At 54.5% G+C, this 20,279-nt stretch carries 17 protein-coding genes and 1 pseudogene; 8 read left to right on the top strand and 10 right to left on the bottom strand.

The features are described from left to right. Positions 1-48: 48 nt before the first annotated feature. From R3C20_25010 to R3C20_25000, 3 genes are all read left to right on the top strand, one after another. On the top strand, positions 49-2,076 hold the full coding sequence (locus R3C20_25010) for a M13-type metalloendopeptidase (protein ID MEZ6043769.1): 2,028 nt from the start codon (positions 49-51) through the stop codon (positions 2,074-2,076). A 154-nt stretch (positions 2,077-2,230) separates the two neighbouring features. Further along, positions 2,231-3,316, top strand: a complete 1,086-nt coding sequence (locus R3C20_25005) for a hypothetical protein (protein MEZ6043768.1) — start codon at positions 2,231-2,233, stop codon at positions 3,314-3,316. A 128-nt stretch (positions 3,317-3,444) separates the two neighbouring features. Continuing rightward, positions 3,445-3,825 (top strand): DUF3127 domain-containing protein, encoded by a 381-nt coding sequence (locus R3C20_25000; GenBank protein ID MEZ6043767.1) that lies wholly within the window; start codon positions 3,445-3,447, stop codon positions 3,823-3,825. Between the two features lie 155 nt (positions 3,826-3,980). Here the strand turns inward: R3C20_25000 and R3C20_24995 are convergent, their stop codons facing one another. The 4 genes from R3C20_24995 to R3C20_24980 form a co-directional block, all read right to left on the bottom strand. After that, on the bottom strand, positions 3,981-5,543 hold the full coding sequence (locus tag R3C20_24995; protein MEZ6043766.1) for a hypothetical protein: 1,563 nt from the start codon (positions 5,541-5,543) through the stop codon (positions 3,981-3,983). A gap of 79 nt (positions 5,544-5,622) precedes the next feature. After that, on the bottom strand, positions 5,623-7,647 hold the full coding sequence (locus tag R3C20_24990) for a serine/threonine-protein kinase (protein MEZ6043765.1): 2,025 nt from the start codon (positions 7,645-7,647) through the stop codon (positions 5,623-5,625). A gap of 99 nt (positions 7,648-7,746) precedes the next feature. Continuing rightward, positions 7,747-8,457 carry an FHA domain-containing protein gene (locus R3C20_24985; GenBank protein MEZ6043764.1) on the bottom strand — a complete coding sequence of 237 codons (711 nt, stop codon included), beginning with the start codon at positions 8,455-8,457 and terminating at the stop codon, positions 7,747-7,749. 259 nt (positions 8,458-8,716) lie between these two features. Next, positions 8,717-9,535, bottom strand: coding sequence for a hypothetical protein (locus R3C20_24980; GenBank protein MEZ6043763.1), 819 nt, complete (start codon positions 9,533-9,535; stop codon positions 8,717-8,719). Between the two features lie 346 nt (positions 9,536-9,881). On the opposite strand from R3C20_24980, the pseudogene R3C20_24975 reads away from it, so the two are divergent. The 3 genes and pseudogenes from R3C20_24975 to R3C20_24965 all read left to right on the top strand — a co-directional run bounded on the left by R3C20_24975 (position 9,882) and on the right by R3C20_24965 (position 10,612). After that, positions 9,882-10,034, top strand: a pseudogene (locus R3C20_24975) (YjbQ family protein). 14 nt (positions 10,035-10,048) lie between these two features. Beyond that, positions 10,049-10,309, top strand: coding sequence for a YjbQ family protein (locus tag R3C20_24970; GenBank protein ID MEZ6043762.1), 261 nt, complete (start codon positions 10,049-10,051; stop codon positions 10,307-10,309). A gap of 15 nt (positions 10,310-10,324) precedes the next feature. Further along, on the top strand, positions 10,325-10,612 hold the full coding sequence (locus tag R3C20_24965; GenBank protein MEZ6043761.1) for a hypothetical protein: 288 nt from the start codon (positions 10,325-10,327) through the stop codon (positions 10,610-10,612). A 68-nt stretch (positions 10,613-10,680) separates the two neighbouring features. On the opposite strand, the gene R3C20_24960 is transcribed toward R3C20_24965, so the two are convergent. From R3C20_24960 to R3C20_24950, 3 genes are all read right to left on the bottom strand, one after another. Continuing rightward, entirely contained in the window at positions 10,681-11,004 is a 324-nt protein-coding gene (locus tag R3C20_24960) for a hypothetical protein (protein MEZ6043760.1), read from the bottom strand. Positions 11,005-11,323: 319 nt separating this feature from the next. Further along, on the bottom strand, positions 11,324-11,458 hold the full coding sequence (locus R3C20_24955; GenBank protein ID MEZ6043759.1) for a hypothetical protein: 135 nt from the start codon (positions 11,456-11,458) through the stop codon (positions 11,324-11,326). A gap of 151 nt (positions 11,459-11,609) precedes the next feature. Beyond that, positions 11,610-12,245: a hypothetical protein gene (locus R3C20_24950; GenBank protein ID MEZ6043758.1), complete on the bottom strand. Its 636-nt coding sequence runs from the start codon at positions 12,243-12,245 to the stop codon at positions 11,610-11,612. 1,266 nt (positions 12,246-13,511) lie between these two features. Here R3C20_24950 and R3C20_24945 point away from each other — a divergent pair. Beyond that, positions 13,512-13,634: a hypothetical protein gene (locus R3C20_24945; protein ID MEZ6043757.1), complete on the top strand. Its 123-nt coding sequence runs from the start codon at positions 13,512-13,514 to the stop codon at positions 13,632-13,634. A gap of 305 nt (positions 13,635-13,939) precedes the next feature. Here R3C20_24945 and R3C20_24940 read toward each other — a convergent pair whose 3' ends face one another. Beyond that, entirely contained in the window at positions 13,940-15,232 is a 1,293-nt protein-coding gene (locus R3C20_24940; GenBank protein MEZ6043756.1) for a neutral/alkaline non-lysosomal ceramidase N-terminal domain-containing protein, read from the bottom strand. Between the two features lie 869 nt (positions 15,233-16,101). On the opposite strand from R3C20_24940, the gene R3C20_24935 reads away from it, so the two are divergent. After that, on the top strand, positions 16,102-17,472 hold the full coding sequence (locus tag R3C20_24935) for a sulfatase-like hydrolase/transferase (GenBank protein ID MEZ6043755.1): 1,371 nt from the start codon (positions 16,102-16,104) through the stop codon (positions 17,470-17,472). A gap of 841 nt (positions 17,473-18,313) precedes the next feature. Here the strand turns inward: R3C20_24935 and R3C20_24930 are convergent. Further along, positions 18,314-19,723, bottom strand: a complete 1,410-nt coding sequence (locus R3C20_24930) for a hypothetical protein (protein ID MEZ6043754.1) — start codon at positions 19,721-19,723, stop codon at positions 18,314-18,316. Beyond that, a partial coding sequence (locus R3C20_24925) for a hypothetical protein (protein MEZ6043753.1) occupies positions 19,720-20,279 on the bottom strand: 560 nt, incomplete at its 5' end. The genes R3C20_24930 and R3C20_24925, both read right to left, overlap by 4 nt.

Below are 20,279 nucleotides of genomic sequence, written 5' to 3'. Positions count from 1 at the left end.
TCCGGGAAACGGAACAGGCAATGGAATTTAAAACTGAGGGACTTCAAAATGCGCTTCCTGCAAGGAATAGTTCTACTCGTGATCGTGACAGCCAGCTCACGGGCTGAGGACTTGTATTCAGGTCTGGATCTGGACGGTATTGAGCCAACAGTTCGCGTTCAGGACGATCTGTTCGAACACATGAATGGCCGCTGGCTTAAAATGACCCAGATCCCGGGTGACAAGTCGAACTACGGATCCTTCATTGCTCTTGATGACGCCGCCCGGGAAAACATCCTGCAGATCGTCAAAGATGCTGCCGCAAACCCGACCGATGAGAACATGAAAAAGGTTGGGGCCTACTACAACAGCTTCATGGACACGGACCGAATTGCCAAAAACGGCATTTCGCCTCTGAGATCAGAGATGTCGAGAATCGAAAGTCTGAAGTCCACAGCCGAGCTGGGACCACTTCTTGGCCACCTGAACACGATTGGCCTGGGCGGACCATTCGGATTCTTCGTGATGATCGATGCCAAAGATTCGACACGCTACCTGGCTCAGATCGCTCAGGGTGGCACGACACTGCCCGACCGCGATTATTACCTGCTGGACGACGAGAAGTACGTTGCCGCTCGCAAAGCCCTTCGATCATACATCACCCGCCTGTTCGAACTGGCCGCGTTGCCAGAGGGTGAAAAAGCCGCCGATGCAATCCTCGCACTGCAAACCAGATTCGCGAAGGCACAGTGGCCGCGAACAGAATTGCGAAACGCCGAAAAACGATACAACATCCGAAAGGTTGACACGCTTCCGGAGCTGACAGCAAATTTCCCATGGAGCGAATATCTGAAGGCATCCGGAACGGCTGACCTGACGGAAATCAACGTCATGACTCCCAGTTTCTTCGAGGAACTGGACTCAATTCTTGCAGAAACACCAGTCGAAACATGGAAGCAATTTCTGACTTTCGAACTTCTGGACGCTGCCGCTCCTTTTCTGGATGAGGACTTTGTCGACGCCCACTTCGAACTACACGACAAGACCATATCCGGTATCCCTGAACAGCAACCGCGATGGAAGAAAGCCGTTGACGCTGTTTCCGGAGCCGGCGCTGGCGACTTTGGAGTCCTGGGGGAAGCACTGGGACAGATTTACGTCCAGCGCCACTTCACGCCGGAAGCAAAGAAACGCATGGATGAACTGGTCGCAAATCTGCTGAAAACGTATGAATCCAGCATCCATGAACTCACGTGGATGACCGATGCCACAAAACAAAAAGCGCTTGAAAAACTTCACAAGATCACGCCGAAAATCGGCTACCCGGATGAATGGCGCGACTACAGCAAACTGGAGATTCGAGAAGACGACCTGATTGGCAACATGTTTCGATCAGCTCAGTTTGAGCACAATCGAATGATCAACAAGCTTGGTCAGCCTGTCGATCGAAAAGAATGGGGAATGACGCCACAGACCGTCAACGCCTACTACAACCCCGGCAAAAATGAGATTGTCTTCCCGGCTGCCATTCTGCAGCCACCGTTCTTTGATCCGAAAGCAGAAGATGCCGTCAATTACGGTGGCATCGGAGCCGTCATCGGACACGAAATCAGCCACGGATTCGACGACCAGGGCAGCAAGTACGATGGCGACGGTAACCTGGAAAACTGGTGGACCGATGAAGACAAAGCAGCGTTCGAAAAACTAACCAAAGCTCTTGTCGATCAGTATCAGGGCTACGAAGCGCTGCCGGGAAAGAACGTCAACGGTGCATTGACACTGGGCGAGAACATCGCTGACCTGAGCGGCATGGCGATCGCCTTCAAGGCCTATCGAATGTCACTGGGAAACAAACCCGGCCCTGAAATGGATGGATACACCGCCAATCAGAGGTTCTTCCTTGGCTGGTCACAAATCTGGCGGCGAAAGTACAGGGAAGAAGAGCTTGTCCGCCGACTTGTCGTCGACCCGCATTCGCCGTCAGCATTCCGGGCCAATGGACCTGTTTCCAATCTGGATGCGTTCTACGAGGCATTCCAGGTAAAACCCGGTGATAAGTTGTTCAAGCCAAAAGAACAACGCATTCAGATTTGGTAGCGGTCCTTGCAGAAAACGTGTGCCATGTCGCCGGATGTTCTATTCACTAAGAATAGCGCCAAGGTGTCATGAACATCGCTTGTGAGTTAATATGAAGCCTCGGACAAGTCGTTCGAGGCTTTTTTGTTTTGACGGGTCTGCGAAAGACACAGCCATGATGTCCCTGAAGAACTCCCGGATTTTGAATGCCGTACAGCGCATCACACTTCCTGCAATCATGGCATCATTCTCTGTCTGCCTCGCCGGGGACCAGCAGAGCAACGCTCAGGTGACAGAAAAACCTGCGGCGAAAACGAACGCTGATACCAATGGACAAACGCGTGTTTGTTCACACGACGACCAACTTAAGCAATGGTTGCAGAATATGATCTGGTACCATCGCTTCGAATCAAGAGAGGCCAGCGAAGTCACGGGCCTGTCAGAAGCGGAGTTGTCTGACAAACTAAAGCAGTTCGGGATCCATCGCAGAAACCGGCCTGTTCGGCCAACAGACAAATTGTTTGTTCTTCCCTACCCCGGTGGGCGTCATCCAAGAATCGGCTTCCTGGACGGAGCCATTGACCCTCAGCGGGAAACGAAACTCAGCGTCTTCTGCCCATGGGATGAGCACAGCTATGCTGTTCTGGATGTTCCGGAAGCCATCTGGTCGAACCTGGGGCTGACCTACCTGGCACATACGCACATTGACACCATCTGGACGAAACAGGGAATCAGGCTCGAACAACTGGAATGGTCCGTCAGCAAAGACGGCGCATTCGAGTTCAGACGACGAATGCCGTCACTCGCAATCAGTCGACAGAGGTCCGACAGTGGAGAAGTTACCACAGGTGATGGAATAGAATTTGGCACCAGGGTCGTTCCCCGGAAGGACCATCTTCAAATGTCGATGTGGCTGAAGAATGGCACGAAAGACACACTCACCGATTTACGAGTTCAAAACTGCGTAATGCTCAAAGCCGTTGAAGGCTTCGACGCGCAGACCAATGACAACAAGCTGTTTGTGAACGGGTACGCAATCGCTGGATCCGCTGACAGCACACGATGGATCATTAGTGCCTGGGATCCCATTCACCGTGCCTGGGGCAATGCTCCCTGCCCCTGCCTTCACTCCGATCCAAAGTTTGAAGATTGCCCTCCGGGCGAGGTACGCCAACTCAGGGGATGGTTTTCGTTCTACCAGGGCACGGATATCCACTCAGAACTGGCAAGAATTGAAAGTACTGGATGGAGGAATCCATAGACATCGACTGGTAACGGACACGACAGCTTGAAGGCACGCAGCTCACGGCCTAGCATTCGCCACCGGACCAGTAGTTTCTCGGCGAATTTCAGGCCGAACCACAGTTCTGATTGACAAGAGATATTGAAATGGCAGACCCAACCGTCACGGGCAAAGTTCACCTGATCGAAGAAACCAAAACCTACGGCCAGAAGGGATTCCGCAAACGACTCATCGTTCTGGAGCAAAACAACGGCCGTTTCACCAACTACATTCCACTGGAACTCGTCCAGGACGGATGTGACCGAGCAGATACACTGAATGTCGGCGACGAGGTCAGCGTGAGTTACCGTCTGAACGGCAGAAAGTGGCAGCGTGACCCTCAAAGCGAAGTCAAATTCTTCCTGAGCGCGGAAGCAACAAACTTCCAGGTCCTTTCAGGTGGTGGCTCTGCACAGCCCGCTCAGGACGATGACGACTTTGTCGGCGGTTCATTTTACAACGAGGACGACGGCCCCGCTCCGTTTTAAGTATCGAGATGGTCGTTCGTTGCTTTCATCAGCAGAGCTGATACACGCCATTTCAAATCCACGATTCGCCCTGCTTCCCCGGAGCGGGACTCCGGAGAATCGCCGAGCCGGTCCGCAGGATGTCCGTTTGACTTCTGCTGCGTGGCTTGAGATGCCTACCACGATTTATTGATCGTTAAGCTGGCCCCGGAGGCGCCCGCTCTGGCACTCACCGTAACCGAGCTGTTCTTCTCCGGCTTCGTTCCTGGTGCAAGATCAATGGTCGCATGCTCTGGCTCCCAGGGCACTTCCACGGGGTCTCCCTGGATCGTTGTTCCAATGGCTGCAACAGCCACCAAAGCAAGCGGTAACGTCGTTAATGCCAGTCCGGCAAGTGCCATGACCTTTCGAGCTTTTCCTGCAGCAATGCCAGTCCTGACAAAGATTCCTCCCGTCAGAACAGACAAACCAATCAGAATTGTGACCAGAACAACAAGAAACATCCGCTCACGCTGAACAGCCTTTCGAATCATGTCGAATGCTTGTTTGTCCACCGCTTCAGGAAACTCAACCAAAGCGATCGTGCGAATCATCGACTGAGGTCCTGCGCTTGTTTCAAGAACCTCACTCTGCTCCACCCGAGCCACAATGCACTGCCGGGCTGTCTCCGGTGTCAGAGAGAATCGAACAGGCAGCCTGCCAGCATGGTGTACCGCAAGCCATTGATTGTGGCGTTCCTTTAAGTGACCCAGAAGCGAATTGTCGATTTCACTGAGCAGGAGTTCCTGATCGTCTTCCTCTGATGGATGAAACTGTGTTTCCACAACAAGCCTACCGCCGTCCGGATTATTAACCCAGTCAGGCAGGAGTTCACCGACCTGTGACTTCGACGTCAATACCTCCGAGCCTGTCGCGTCTGTCGAGCTTGTCGCGTCTGTCGAGTCTGTCGAGTCTGCCGGTTTTTCGGCAAGCAGCGCGGCAGCAGCGTTTGACACAGAGCGATTGGCCGCATCATCACGACCGGTAACGATCGCATAACGCACGGCGTCGGCCACGGTGCGAATCCCTTCTACGACTTTCAATGGTTGCTTTGTGGAACTACCCGCAGGCAGAAGCCCTGGCCCTGAAGTTGTCAGGGGCACCAACCTGTAAATGCGCTGAATTCCTTCCGGCAGATCTTCTGCCAGAGACTGGACAGCATCACCACCTGACTGACGAATCAAGTCCTCGATGACGCCTTCCGAAAGATCCAGAAGGATGACATCACCGTTCGGCAATGTCAGCCTGCCCACTGAGGCAGATTCTTCTTCCGCTTTGACACTTGGTTCGACAGGCAAAGTATCAGCTGTTTGATCGACCTCGTTTTGGCCCACGGCAGCACCCGGGACCAGAGGAACCTCGGGGACAGTCGGCGGGGAAAAAGGCTCTGGCAATTCGATTGTACCATGCACCTGCTGGTGAAGTTTTTCGCGGGCCTGTTCGAGCTCCGTGATGGATTCCTGCAAGTCTGCAGCAGCAATCTCTGCCCGGTTTTGCGGGATGATTTCACGCCGATCGGATTTGAACCTGACAACCGCCAGAAATATGACGATGCCCGAAACCACAAGAATACCGGATCGAACCAGAGTCGGCGCTGCGCGAGGATTGGATCGGCAGGTCGATTTCGCAGTCAGGACAAGACAGGCGATGCCAGCCAGCAGCAGGATTTCGAATGTTCCCAGCACGAATATACCCAGCATTAGTCCCTCAACCTTTCCGTCACCCGGATTCTTTCCGTCTGCTCAACTCTGCTCATTGCGGTCTGGACAATCAAAGCAGTTACTCCGCACACACAGGATGACGAACGGCAGCAAGTACCGGAGCCGTCTTTGTTGACTCAGTGGCAGGTATAAGTCGGCGATCTTCCTGTGGCGTCCAGCCTGCGGACAATTGAACAACAGCAGAAATGGCCAGTGCCCACGTCGCTCCCAACCCATCCGGAAACGGAAGTACCGACGTCAGGATTGCCCCCAGAACCAGCGTCACCAACGCTGATGAGACCCGGAAGCGAGCTTTTCGGAAACTGTCAGCCTGCCACCACCACCGACGGATAGCGAACAGCAATCCAAAGAACGCCATGAATCCTGCCAGAGTCGGAAGCCCACCTTCAGTAATCAAATGAATGCCGCCAACTCGTCCCGCGTAGACCTGACCTACCTCGCCCGAATGAAGCAGCCCATCGTCTGACAGCATCAGGAATTCTTTCAACATCCACGCAAATGCCCCGACGGCCAGGCCAGTTCCTCCCAGCAGCATTCGACGGACAATTCCGTCACCCGTCCGACCTTCCCAGATTTTTGAGGGAATGATCAGCGTCCAGGCAGCGAGCAACGTTACTAACCCAAAGTAGACAACATGCACTGTTTGAGGAAGGAGAGCGGAGACAAAGTGAATCGCAACGGTCACCAGAAAGACAGCCAGCATGGCAACAGACATCGACGTTGTAATGTCGCTGGTCTTTTGTCTGGCCGGAATTTGCCGCGACGTCTTTGGCGTGTACGTCCTGACCGCAGCAACCTGCGGCTGTGGAACGGTCGCCTGAGGACGGCGAGCATCAGCATACTGAGCTGGACGTCCGGAGATGGCTGACGCATCAGCAGAAGCATTCGGAACCATCGTTGCAGCGTACTGCGGACCAGCGTGAGCAGCCTGTCGACTGACTTCACCCGTGTCGAAAGCGTTGTCGAGTCCAAACACACGTTTGGTTATGCGCCAGCCCATCCAGGCGATGCCGCCGACAAGGCCTCCGGCCGCGACTGGCCGCAGAACACCAGACTCAAGAATCAAGAGAAACAGTGCACCGCAGATGACCCATTTTGCAGGTGCCGGAACTCTGTCGTTCCAGAAACGCTGCATAGGCTGCCATGTTTCGGCCATTCCGGTCAACGAGCGTTCACGAGCGTTTTTTCCACGACTCAACGCCGACTGCAGTCGTTGTTTAGGACCGGCATTCGGCGTTGCGACGCGATCACTGGCGGGGTCCAGCGTCTTTGCAACTTCCCGCGAGGCCGCTTCCCCGGCTGCTTCGCGGAACTGTTGGAACAGACGGTCTACATCCGCGATTCGCTTTTCGGGATCCTTTTCCAGAGCTGCCGCGATCACAGGACGCAGTGACACCGGCAGTGGCGTCAGATCGGGATCTGCCGTCAAGTGCTTCATCAGAATCTCAGCGGTCGTCTGACCATCGAATGGGACGTGCCCGGTCAGCATTTCAACCAGCATGACCCCGATGGCATAAACGTCGACCTCACGACCATATCGCCCTCGCGCCACTTCGGGGGCCATGTAATAGACGGTACCAACGCTCTGCGTTTGCGCGCTGCGGCGACTTTCAGAGATATACTTTGACAACCCAACGTCGCCAATCTTTACGACGCCGTTTTCCGAAAACACGTTCGCTGGCTTCAGATCGCGATGCACGATGCCGCGATCATGCAAAAAACTCAGCCCGGCTGTGATCCCCTCCAGCCACCTCAGGACATCCGGCAGCGGCATCCCGGCAGGATAATCGGTCATCACTTCGTACAAGCCTCGACCGCCGACATATTCCATCACAATCCAGTGGTCTTTGTCCGAATCCTGACGAATATCAAAGATCGTGACCAGGTTGGGATGCTTCAGATTCAGGCACTGCGACACCCCTCGCAGTTCGACATCCAGATTGTTGTTCAGCAGTTTCAGCGCAACTTCTTTGCCGGCATCACTCAACGCATAGTACACCTCGCCAAAACCACCACGATGGATCGCGCGTTTGATGGTATACCCATCAAGCGGTCTGGATTCTGGTGCAAAGGTGAACTTCATGATCCTGTTCCTGCAGTCTTCAGTGCTTACAGTCGCCGAGTTCTTCAATCACAAAACACACGACAAACTCGGCCCGCAGATTTAAGCCTGCGTTTTAGTTTATGTGGACCTGCCCGAAGGTCCGTTTCCGTCTTTCATTTTCTCGATCCGAAATCTCAGGTCTTCGCAGGAAACGATTGCTCCGTCCTGCAATGGGGCCGAGTCCCGGATTTGAACGTCATTCACCTTGAGTGGTAGTTTCGATCGACATCGAAGCTGGCCGTCCTGCCGAAACAGCACCACCAGATCTCCCCAGTCCGGGCAGCAGACATGATGATCTCTCCGTGGCCCCAGCAGACACGTGTCCGTCATCAGGATGATACCATTGACGGACTGCGTTGGGCGATGAGAACTTTCGAAGTCGATCACAGCCGAACCGCTCAGAATACTGGGGATTCGAAACCCCAGTCGCACTCTTTCTGCCAGTTTGATCTGGTCACCAGTCTTCAGCAACGTCTGATCGGTGATCGTTCGACCGGAAACAACGGTCGCAGCATGGGGCTGGATGAACCAGTCTTCGCGAATTCTCTTTAAAGTCGCATGTTGGCGGGACAGGTTTGCGAGCAAACAGATATCAGCCGCCTGATGTTCGAGCGTCGGACCGCCAATCAGGAACTGGCCACCCATGCACAACTGCCAGGCCCCGACGCCATCGATCCATAACACATATCGTTCGCATTCACTTTGCCACACAGGATCAGCTTTTAATGTCGAGGTCGGGAGTGTCGTTGATGATTGTCTGCGTGAATCAACAGCGTCTGGAAACGCCATCGGCACACAAGTCTCCGCGAACCATGACTTCGGAAGCGGATTTGGAATTCTGAGTACGCCTGAAAGCATTGTAGTACTCTACCACGCTCGAAAGAAAAGCTCCGGGCCCGAGCCATGTCGAACCCGGAGCGTCGTGTGATCCCGGTCATCAGCAACCAAGCCAGAAACTGGACTTCGATGCATCCCCTTCCAGCAAATGGGAGAGCAGATTGAAATTCATGCTGCCCAGCGCTGGCACTTCATCCATCTGGTGTCAGATTCAGATCGAGGTGTCTGAGCCCGCTTCCGCGACGTTTGCATCAGACGCCAGTCCGAAATGAGCATCAATCTCATTCAGCACATCCGCATCCACAACCGGGGAGTCATCTTCTACCGGAATTCGCCCCATTATGTGCCCCTCTGTTTCCAGCATCGATTCTCGCACGTCCAACTGACGATTGACGTCCTTAATCAACTGCTCAACACGAGCCAGCTTCGAGTCGTCAATTTCAATACAGTTGACCGCTTCTGCAGCCTGAACCTGCTTCAGTCGGGCTTCCAGCTGAGCGACTTTGACAACCAAATCCTGTTTCTTGCTCAGCATCGTATCCAGCTTCTGCTGATTCGCACGAAGCGTATCCTTCTGAGCGGTCAGGATCTGACGATCTCGTTTGATCGAATCTTCTGCAGATCGGTAGCTTTCAAAACGGTGTGAAAGATCCGCCTCGACTTCGCCGCGGGTGTACGAAACCGCCTTGTAGGTGAACTTGCTGGAACCACTCTCCAGATCGCTCCGCAACGCAAGAATCGCATCCTTCTGACGAGTCAGATTTGACTCTTTATCCGCCAGAGATCGCTCCATGTCTTTGACATCCACCGACTGCTCGGCAACAACCGTCATATGACGACGAATTTCGGGCAGCAGATTATCGACCTCGTCGCGAATTCGAGCCAGCTCGAATTCCGGCGTGATTTCAGACTTCACAGCCGTCCGGACATTCTTACCAAATGTCCTCAAGTAGCTGAACGAATCGGTCCCGAACAACATTCCTGTTGCCAGACCCATTGCCATAGCGCCAACAACCAGTTTCTTCAGCATCTCTCTTCTCCTCACCGGGGGACCACACGATTGATCCGCGAGCCCACATCTCGCATCACGAGGTAGCTATTCGGCGGGCATGAGAAATCCCTGGAAGATTCTGCAGAATTTTCTTCTGATCTCAGGAATCACGTAAAAAACCGAGTGTTTTCAACCAGACGACGCAGATCCCGGCGGCAGAACGTCTCTGCGATCACCGTCCACCCGCCCAGAATCCGGATGAGAAGCCATTCGCGGTTGGACGACCGATCCTGTTTTCCTGTCTTCAGACACCCCAGGACAGACCGCCTCTGGTAACGTTCGAGGAATCAGAATCCACTGTTTCACTTTCCCGGACAGACCAGCCATGAAATCCCACACTGAATATCTGACATTCAACGTCAACGCCCGAATGGGCTTTCAAAACATCACACCCACAATCGAACAAATCGTACGCAGGAGCGGAATTCAGGAAGGACTTTGCCTGGTCAATGCAATGCACATTACGGCATCTGTCTTTATCAACGATGACGAATCAGGTCTCCACGAGGACGGCTCAGAAATGGCTGGAAAGGTCTCGCACCCTTCGACGCCTCACCTCAGCGATATGCTCACAACCGAACCGGAGAAGACAATGCCGACGCTCATAGCGAAACGACCCAGATCATGGGCCGCGAAGTCGTCGTCGCCATCACCGAAGGGGAAGCTGGACTTTTGGCCGTGAGACAAATCTTCTACGGCGAGTTCGATGGTCGCAGGGACAAACGTGTTCTGGTGAAAGTGATCGGAGAGTGAACAGGGAAGTTGCATTTGATCCTGAATTCAGTTTGGAAACGACTGTCGATTGTAAACTCTCTGGTATTCAAGGCTTCATCAGGCACCAGCAAAGGTGTCTGCAACGGCGAAGGTCAGGGTTCGGTCGTGGTCGAGAGCGTTGATGCAGATGCGATGCTGTTCCACGAACACGGCATATGGGACGAATATCAGCAATTGGCGATTGCTGATGATTTGTTGCGACCTCCTGTGATTCGTCCCGGAGGGACATCAGAAATTAGCCGGTGGTCGCCGCCGAGCGGCGCACCACCGGAAGCTGTCTGAGCCGTGCTCTTCTTCATTTCACGCGTGAAATCCGACCGTCAGTGAGTGGACTTCAATCCGACCAGCAGTTAAACGTGATCGACAATGCCACCGACGGATTCAGGAACACCATCGAGTGCTCGAATGGTTCCGCCGATGTATTCGTGAAATCGTTCAATCCAGCCGTCAACGATCCATGGATTTCGATGTTTCGTTCTGAAGATGATGTTGACGGGCAGGCTGAGAAACGTGCACATGAAAACCTCCGATACCGTGTTCTGGCATCCCTTCAGGATGCGGGCGATTCGGGGCTCGGGACCGGCGGTGGCGCTGCGCTGACCGCCGGCTAATTTCTGCAAGCCCTCCGGGCTGGATCGCAGAGGGACATCATCATCGTCACAATCTCGTGACATCGACGCCAGTGTGACGCTGCGGCAGCGGAAGCCCATCGCCGTCCCCGAATGCGGCATCGACGGTCATGCCAAAATGCTGGCGATCGAAGCGTGTTCCGAGATTGCCGACGGCCCCGGTCGATTTGTCACGGGGACAATTCGGCATCAAGCAGCCCGCGCGGTGGTTGACAATTGCCGGTGAGTCCCCACCGATCGGCTGCACGGGCAATCATCTGTTCTGGAGCAGAAGTCCTGTTGGGAACTCGTCCGAGCCGACTCGCTGCAGCTCGGCGGAACTCTTCGCCCCCGTCTCCCCAACAACCGTCCCCGGTCAGACCCTTTAGTCGAATCGCTTTTCGATCCCATCCGCCAGAACCACCCGACGAACTTTGAAGATCGGCATGATTTCCTCATCCTTCGCATATCGCAACTCCCGATGCGCGGGGTTGTTGTCGTCGTAAGGATCGATCTTCAACCAGACCGGGCATGAATCCGGTAAAACTCACGTCAGGAACATCTGATACTTCCGTCGCGAAGATCGTGTTTCCGTCCTTGACAAAATACATCTCTCCATGAAGCTCTTTGATCGGCAAATTGGGTTCCGTGCGGACCCGCGTCTTAAAGAGTCAGTTTGTACGTCGTTTCACCACTTCCGAAATTGATGTTGCGATCAAAGTTGCGCGATGACGAGAAGCCTCCGCTCCACTCCGCCACATACCATTCTCGTGATTTGAGCGGTGGGTAGAGGTCATTGATTTCGACTGGTGTTCGAGGTGCGGCGTTTCTTCCCACCAGTCGGAGCCGGATACCTGTTCGGGGTACTTCCTTGCACGATAGTTGGCAATCATGCCTTCAAACTGTCCCTCGTCCACGTTGTACTTGCGTCGCCAAGCGACCCTTGGGTCTTCCGGTGTTACGAACGCAGGAACTTGAAATGGTTGGGCAGGGCGCGATGGATCGCCAGCTGGAGCACCAATCGTCAAACCGTCCTGCAACACGTAGCCACCCCGCCGATGTATACTGCAAGAAGCAGCCCACCAGCAGTGAACACGGTTTGATTGATGATCAAGGGCACGGGTCCCTGCCGGGCTGACGGAGAACGGGTATCCAATGGCCCCAGCAACCAAAATGCCACCGACAAGACCGAAGTACAATCCCGCACTTTGAGCTAACCATAAGTGCGGCACTAGGCCGCCAAGCGGGTTATTCCGAAGCTCGGGAGTGTTGAACACCGAACTCATCTTCCAGAGAAGAGCAGCCATCCAAAAGACAGCCAAAGTACCGACTCCTTGAGAAATCAACAGGGGGATAGTCAGCAACGGACGTCTAGTGATTGACAATCCGAACAAGACGGCCGCAATGATCCCCGCACCTGAGTACTTGCCGTCGCCAATTATGCCGGTAAGTCCCCCCGCTCCAAAATTCACCCCTGAAGGAACGGTGACACTATGAGACACAGAAATCCGATGGCTGCGGCACTTGCCCGGCGATCGTCTCCGTGTGAATCGAATTGCTGTGGTGGTTCGTGGATTGCGAGCAAACGTCACTCTCGGCACGCGGACGATTGGGGGTGATTCACTCTCAGACGAGTCGCCATCATCACCAGGTCGCGATCCCAGACATGGAAACAAGTGGTTGAATTGGCAGACTCGGCGGTGTTGACGCCACATGAGCATCTGGCTCGCACTCTTGCTCGTGGCGTATCGAAGGCAACAGCTGAAATCGTACTGTAGTTCGGCATTTAGGGCGCATCAAATCGCGGGAGAGATTCTTGCGGTGGCCGCGAGCCATCGCACCCTTTTACGCGGGGCACTTCAATCGCACAGATTCGTATTAGTCATGTTGCACCGTTTCGTAACCTCTTCAACATCCGGATTCGGATCACAAGACTCGCCGAAACTGTTCGTCCGCTTCGGCTGCAGAATCCTTGGGCGCCCGGGTACGTGGCTGACGATCTGCATCGAGCCGCAGGCATCATCCCAACCAGGCGATTTCAATTCTATCTCGTGGAGTCTCATTTCTTAGGTGCTCAAAACGCGTGGCCAATCCACTAGCGTCTCTATGAATGCCGGTACTGCCATGGCCGAGTAAAAAAGGAGTCGAGAGTAAAAGTTGGAAAGTGAAAGGGAAGAGGAGGAGTAAAGTGAAAAGGGGGCAGCGGTGCGTCCATTTGCACTGCAGTATGCAGTAGCAAGGGAAGAGGTCCAGGTCTCTTTGATTGCGTTGGATCTTGTCTCTTGATTGACGTTAGTAGTCATGGCACGCACGGAAACGCAATTTGGCACAGTAAAGTCTTCCACGTTCTGAATCGGGCGATGACGATGGCACTTCATGCTTGTCTTCGCAGGGACCTGAGAAATCATGCCAATTTATGCGATGGTCGCAATGCCGAATCACTGCCATTTTGTGGTCCGGTCCGAGACCAACGATCAGGCGGCCTTTGTCACTTCAATTTGCGGACTTCTTTGTCGTCACCATCCATTGTGGCGAATCAGAACACGGCATCACGTTGAAACGAGCACTACCTGATGAATCCATCACGCATGCACCTGAACAGAGACCGGGGCCTGCCGATGCCGTTGTTCCTGTCAAACGCCGAAATCCGAACCAACCACATCGAGCCTGCTGACAACGACCCGGATGCCAAATAGCCGCAGGCGCTGCCACAGTATCTGCCAGCCTTATGAACCCGACATCAGAGAGGTTCGACTCAAAAATGAGGGTTGTCCACTGGAGGCCAGGCATCACGCAATCAGCGGGTTGACACCGCCGCTCGCCTTATTGGCTCTCGGATGCGGTTTGATGCTGCCTGATGCAGCAGTTCGAGGAGCCGGTCTGGACGAGCATCTCACCGCCTCCCGGTTGCAAAGCAGAATTGGTGACTTCATAACTGCCGCCGGCGTAGTCTTGCGATGCGGGATGTAAATTGTTTCCACCGCGTTCGACAGCTCGACGATCATAGTCGTGCCAAAGGGAGACGCCTGCTTGATAGCCAGTCCAGTTCCACAAACACTTCGCCCGGCAGGCACACAATTGCAACGTCGTGCCCGATCGTGATCACAGTCACGTCGACGGGAATGGTCGGTCCGATGCCCGCGAGCGAACGGCTGAGTCCCCAGGTGATGTGGTCGGTCGCCTTCACAAAAGGTTCACGATGCAGAAACTGGTCGAGGATAATCTGTTTGTAGGACGTCACATGGTCGAAGAAGTCGACCTTTCCGCCGCGTTTGGCCAGCTGAACGATCTCCACAGCTCGCTCAACTTCCTGTTGTGAAACATCCTGAAGAGGCAACTGAACCACTCGCGACTGAACGGTCAGTCGTGTGTCTTCCACCGGCGAAAGTGATACGATTTGCGTGTCGATCGAGTTCCCGATGGAACTTCCAATGAAGTCCGCTTTGTTGCGATCGGGGCTTGAAGGATCGACATGATTAATGTCACCGCAGCAACCCGTGCCGAAGATGGAAATGACATCCGGCCCAAGCGAACCGCGAAGCGTGCGTTCAATGAAGAACGGGTAATCTGCACTCCACCGCATCCCTCCCACGGTATCCAGGTGCAGAGCGAAGTTGCTGAAGATGCCTCGCACGGGGCCGTCTTCGGAATCGCGAACAGCCAGCAGACCGATGTTCGGATCGATCGGCCCGGCTGCCCGGACGACTTCCGAATTGGACAGACTTTGCCACGTCTTCACGCTGCCGTCACGCATGACGAATCGGCGGTTAAAGGCGACGGGAGTTTGTTGCAGTGCCGAGCCCGTCGTGAGCAGTGAAGGCTTCGCACCGGCGTACGCTCGCGTGATCGCATCGACCGGTCCGGTAATCAGCTTTTCAATATATTCGGCTCGCAGCGGCTCCTGCTCTTCTTTGCCAAGGTACAGATACAGCTCCTTCATATAGTCGGGCGCGGTGTGCGAATGTGTAGCCGCAATGACGATGTGCTCTGTCGGAATGCCCGTCGCTTCGCTGGTACGCCGCCGCACTTCGCGGGACAGGTCAGTGGCGATGCCAATCAGATCGCACACAACAACCGCTGCGGCCTTGTCGCCGTCTCGAAAGACAATCGCCTTCGCCTTCAGCGGATCGATCGAACCTTCGGCCAACCGTTCGTGATAGTAGCCTGCCATCGGAAAGCCAATCGGCGGCGTGATATCGGTTTCAGCAACGCCCACTCGCAACGCATCAGCACCCTGAACGACTGCCGATACAAACAAACAAGCGGTCATCAATAAGCGGACTATGAATCGCATGGGACGTGCATCTCCAGGATGGAACGATGTGTGTCAGTGAGTTGTCACCACATTGTAAACGTGACGTTCCTTATCTCGCCAACGCCAGGACAGCCTGTGGCACAACGGCCACACATCGTGCTGCAGAAATCCAGACTTCGTCACTATCCGTCCGCAATCCGAAGGCCTTCCGGAGTGTAGAACCAGTCCAGATATTCTCGGCTGCACAGGCCAATCCATCGTATTTGAAAGTGTCCGTGACTCGGAACAAAGATTCCGTCTGCTGTTGCCTGATCAAGAAGTTCAGTTGAGCCGCAGGAAAGACATCGACTCTCGCTTACACGATTCGTAGCGAACTCGACCCAAGGTTTCGCTTCGGCAATGTCGCCATCGTATTCTCTTTTCACAGCCAAATTCGACCGGCCAATGAACCGTTGGATTGAATCGATGTGCTGCTTTTGAAATTCAGGATCGGAAATGAATTCCACTTGGCGAATACATTCAGACAGCGTCGGAAGTTTTTCAGCGTTGACGAATTTATTACCTGCGGCGCCGCAACGCCTCCGCGTCCTGCCATGACATGCCTCGTCATTACCAAATTCCGGATCAGACTGACCGGATCATGTCATTGAGTCCTCCGCTGACAGGGATGCAACCAAACGAAAGCGACCCTGAAGACTCCCACCACGTTGATGTCAACTTCTGCACCAGGGCCATTCCAGGGGATTTTGGCCCGGGCCATCTGCATTGACTGATGTTGCCTGAGTTGATGCTGCCTGAGTTGCAAACGTTGTGCTGGACGTATTGGTTTTCCTGGAGGCCGTATTCCGTCACCATATGCAGCAGCGTCGTCCGTTCGAGTGGTGATCAATCTGGGGAGAAAGTATCTGATGGACAGGATCCTGCCGTCCATGGCTTCCACAATTCTGCTGGCATGCGCCATTGGCTTCTCGTTGTCGTCCCGTGCCATCGCTGCTGACCGCCCTAACCTGCTGGTGATTCTGGCGGATGATTTGGGGTACGCAGATTTGCAGTGCTGTGGTTCGACCGATATGAGAACGCCGCATCTGAATGCACTGTTTTCGGCGGGTATGCAGTTTTCCAATGGGTATGCGAACTGTCCGGTGTGTTCGCCATCAAGAGCCGCATTGCTGAGCGGTCGATATCAGGACGTTGTTGGTGTTCCGGGAGTCATCCGAACCCATCCCGAAAACAGTTGGGGCTATCTTTCACCTGAAATTGAACTGCTGCCGTCTCACGCAAAGAAGGCCGGCTACCGAACGGCCATCGTTGGTAAGTGGCACCTGGGTCTGGAATCACCCAATACACCGACCGAACGGGGCTTTGATGTGTTCCACGGATTTCTCGGCGACATGATGGATGACTATTACCACCATCGGCGTCACGATGTGAACTACATGCGCCATGGAACAAAGGAGATTGATCCGAAAGGTCACGCAACCGATTTATTCACGCAGTGGGCGGTCGACTTTCTGGATTTGCAAAGGGATTCCGATCAGCCATTTCTGATGTATCTGGCCTATAACGCGCCGCATACTCCTATTCAGCCTCCGGAAGACTGGCTGAAGAAAGTCCAGGTGCGCGAACCGAATATGCAGCCACCACATCGAGCCAAACTGGTCGCACTCATTGAACATATGGACGACGGTATCGGCAAAGTTCTGGCAGCATTGAAACAGAACGGTCAATGGGAAAACACCATCATCGTGTTCACGTCCGACAACGGTGGCCAGCTGGACGCAGGGGCCAATAACGGACCGTTGCGAGACGGTAAGCAAAGCGTCTACGAGGGCGGCATCCGAGTTCCCATGTGTGCAGTCTGGCCGGGCCGGATTGCGCCCGGTTCGAAGACGGATTTGGCGATGATGTCGATGGATATTCTGCCAACGTTATTTGAAGCGGCTGGTTTGTCTGTCCCGGATGATCTCGATGGCCGTAGTTTTCTTCCGGCACTTCAGGGCAAAGACCAGCCACCGCTGCGCAGTGAGTGGCTGTTTACTCGACGCGAAGGCGGGATTCGATACGGAGGCAAGACGATTGAAGCCATCCGCGAAGGCGAGTGGAAACTGCTTCAGAATTCCCCGTTTGAACCACTGGAACTCTACAACCTGTCGGCGGGTCCCCGGGAACAAAACAATCTGGCAGACAAAAACCGAGGCATCGTCAACCAGCTCAATGCGAAACTGCGTCTCCATCTCCAACGCGGCGGCGCTGTACCGTGGCAACCACCAGCCAGGTAGTTACGAATCACTGTGGATGATAAGGAACGACGTTCATGAACACTGTGTTTGTCTGGGAACGCTGTTCGTGTCGCTGTGATTCAGAATGACAACTGGTCTGAAAGGGTTCGATCAGTTTGGGGCTGAATGTTCGAACAGGTGATTTGTCCTTTGTGTGGAAATCAGGCACCGGAAGTTTCTCGAGTGGCGGGGGTATCGAGAAACATCGTGCCGAACGGGCATAGTTGTTGGAGCCAACGGTTTCAACTGTCGGAATGCTGGTTGCCCATCTTTGCAAGAAACAATCGGTTGAGAACCTATTCTCGCCCGCTCGTCATCATTTGCCCGAGTGCCTGTAAGGCTATCGCTTCGGCAGAAAGCCTGAATGCGTCGACTGGTGAAAGACGACTGGCTGCCGCTGAGATCTCGGGCGTGAGTCCTTCAATTCTGCCGCGATGTTTGCGAACTGTTCCAGGGCCGTTTGCAGGTCGTCGACGATTTCCTGGGCGAGGATATCGGGGTCGGGCAGGTTGTCGGATTCTTCCAGGGTTTCGTCACGCAGCCAGAAGATGTCCAGGTTGGCTTTGTCTCGATTCAGCAGCTCGTCGTATTCGTAGCAACGCCAGCGACCTTCGGGAGTTTCTTCCGTCTAGGTGGCCTTGCGGCGATTGGGATTCTTTGGGTTGTAGCATTCGACGAACTCGTCCAGGTCAGCTCGTTTTAGCGGGTTGGCTTTCAGAATGGGCCGGTTTCCACCGGCCACCGGAAACCAAAGAATTGCAATCGGGCGGCACGAACCGGCCGTACTTGATAATCCGCACCGACATCGGCTCGTCCAGTATCTTTGTGAAGGTGATCGGTATCACATGAAGTACCGGAAGTCGTATGGGCGGGGCGACAGCGAAGGCAGTCGTTTCACAATCCGAGCGAGCGACGACGCGTATTCGATTGTGACCGGGAGCCTGTCATACAGGCTGTCGTTGTTCCAGTTCATCTTGGTCAGCCCAAGGAGTTCTGCCGTCAACTCTGCCCAACCCGAGTGCCCAGAAAACCGGGTCAGCAGCAGCGGATTGGGGATACCTTTTTGGGCAGCGTAAAAATTGTCACCCGTCACTGACGGTACGATTCCCTGAGTCCAGAAAAGCGCTTCCGTTCCGCTCAAAGGTAGGCACGAGCCGCGATGGACCGGATAGCCTGCAATGTCATGCTTGCCCGCCACACGAATTCCCCGCCACGGAGTGTCTTGCTGAACCTGGATCAGATCGACGGCCAGGGATCTCCATGCATCAAGGCAGCCGTCGATCTCTTCGTAACGAAACGGTGTCGTCTTGTAGACCACGACTCGCTTCGGTGACCGGCCATCGTGCCGCTTCTGGTACATGACGCGGCTCCGCGACATCAGTCGCCGCATTCCGTCTCTCGTCAAGAATGGGTTCTTGCCGTATTCGCGGAACTCCTCCGATTCGTAGACCAGGAACTGCAGACCACAGCCATCTGCGTCAAAGACCTGACTGCAGCAGTTGACGAACCGCGGGCCAGTATCAGAAGCCCGGATCGCGTAACTGAGCCCAATGTACGCCGTACCTGGGTCTCCCCCAGCGATCCTCCACGGAATTCCACCAGCCTTGCAGTACGTTGCCAGGCCAAGTCGCCACATGACGCTTGCGCGACATTTGTATTTGAGAACACGATCTTCTCGCAGAATCTGAAGTGGAATTGCGGCGGCGGCACACTCAGCCTTCAAGAAATCGTGAAGGTCGAAGTCCTCGCCCAGAGGTCCACGAAATCCTGGCGACCAGCGTTCCGGCAGAAAGAGGTAGAGGACATCGAACTGGCTGGATGTCCGCCGCAGGGCATTCAGCTCCGACAACAGCCGATCCGCCAATTCGCGATGCGGTGTCGAACTTGCTGTGATTGCGCCATCTGTGGCTGCGGGCAGCTCACGACTAATGCCCTCGGCTTCGACGGCTCGAACACGGAAAGCGGTGGAGAATCCAGGATACTCCACCAAATACTGTTGGCGTTCTTGTGGATGATGCGTCCGGTTCAATTCACCAATGATGCCGGTAAACCACGTTCTGCAGCCGTGCGGGAATATCGCCGCTACGCGGATTGGGTCCATCATTGAACTGACGAGTGAACCACTGAGTGGACCAAATCGTCGCAGCCCTTTTAGCGGATGGCGATCACGGTCTTCCTCTCTCTCCGGATGAAAACTCAACCACGGCTCGTCTTGCCAGCCATGCGCTGGAAACGTTGGCAATTCGCTCATCCTTGATGCCTCCGCGAGAACCCGGTTGTGGCGTTGATCGTGAAGCTGGCATCAATTCCTTGCGTTAGGCCAAAGGTCGATACGGTCCACTTCTCTTGTCCACCTGAAAGAACATTGATCCACGCATCCAGTAACTCGTTCCATCTCTTGTTGTAGCGAGTCGCCAATCGCTCACGCACGAACTCCTTGCGACGTTGCCGTTCATCCGCAGGCGTTTCGTCCGTCACAGTTGAGCCCAACACGGTTGGCTCAAGCAACAACCACAAATGATCGTTTGCATGTTCGACTCGGACGGTGATCGCTTCAGCCCAGGAAAGTGTGGTTTGGGGAATCTTTCCAAAGACCCGCTTCGTGATGTCGACGAGTGGTTTCAGCCGGGGTTCTTTTTCACGCTGTCCTCCGACGATCAAGAAATGCTGTCGTCCCCTGCGCACGGCCCGAAGTGGAAGTGTCCTCGCAATCGCCCGGACAATCGAGTCATAGAGCAAACCACGCTGGGCACCAGGGCGGTTCAGTTGCTCCATCGTCAGACTGTGAATGTCAAACAACTTGATGT

It is taken from the genome of Planctomycetaceae bacterium, assembly GCA_041398825.1.
Lineage (GTDB): Bacteria > Planctomycetota > Planctomycetia > Planctomycetales > Planctomycetaceae > F1-80-MAGs062.
The sequence above is the reverse complement of the archived record's forward strand: the minus strand, read 5'-3'. Positions and strand labels throughout refer to the sequence as shown.

What these genes read in the sequence shown, in the direction of transcription:
- R3C20_24960 (MEZ6043760.1), bottom strand. Translation starts at nt 11,004, where the DNA reads ATGTCACGAGATTGTGACGATGATGATGTCCCTCTGCGATCCAGCCCG.
- R3C20_24980 (MEZ6043763.1), bottom strand. Translation starts at nt 9,535, where the DNA reads ATGCTGAAGAAACTGGTTGTTGGCGCTATGGCAATGGGTCTGGCAACA.
- R3C20_24995 (MEZ6043766.1), bottom strand. Translation starts at nt 5,543, where the DNA reads ATGCTGGGTATATTCGTGCTGGGAACATTCGAAATCCTGCTGCTGGCT.
- R3C20_24950 (MEZ6043758.1), bottom strand. Translation starts at nt 12,245, where the DNA reads ATGGCTGCTCTTCTCTGGAAGATGAGTTCGGTGTTCAACACTCCCGAG.
- R3C20_25005 (MEZ6043768.1), top strand. Translation starts at nt 2,231, where the DNA reads ATGATGTCCCTGAAGAACTCCCGGATTTTGAATGCCGTACAGCGCATC.
- R3C20_24935 (MEZ6043755.1), top strand. Translation starts at nt 16,102, where the DNA reads ATGGACAGGATCCTGCCGTCCATGGCTTCCACAATTCTGCTGGCATGC.
- R3C20_24945 (MEZ6043757.1), top strand. Translation starts at nt 13,512, where the DNA reads ATGAATCCATCACGCATGCACCTGAACAGAGACCGGGGCCTGCCGATG.
- R3C20_24940 (MEZ6043756.1), bottom strand. Translation starts at nt 15,232, where the DNA reads ATGCGATTCATAGTCCGCTTATTGATGACCGCTTGTTTGTTTGTATCG.
- R3C20_25010 (MEZ6043769.1), top strand. Translation starts at nt 49, where the DNA reads ATGCGCTTCCTGCAAGGAATAGTTCTACTCGTGATCGTGACAGCCAGC.
- R3C20_24990 (MEZ6043765.1), bottom strand. Translation starts at nt 7,647, where the DNA reads ATGAAGTTCACCTTTGCACCAGAATCCAGACCGCTTGATGGGTATACC.
- R3C20_24985 (MEZ6043764.1), bottom strand. Translation starts at nt 8,457, where the DNA reads ATGGCGTTTCCAGACGCTGTTGATTCACGCAGACAATCATCAACGACA.
- R3C20_25000 (MEZ6043767.1), top strand. Translation starts at nt 3,445, where the DNA reads ATGGCAGACCCAACCGTCACGGGCAAAGTTCACCTGATCGAAGAAACC.
- R3C20_24930 (MEZ6043754.1), bottom strand. Translation starts at nt 19,723, where the DNA reads ATGAGCGAATTGCCAACGTTTCCAGCGCATGGCTGGCAAGACGAGCCG.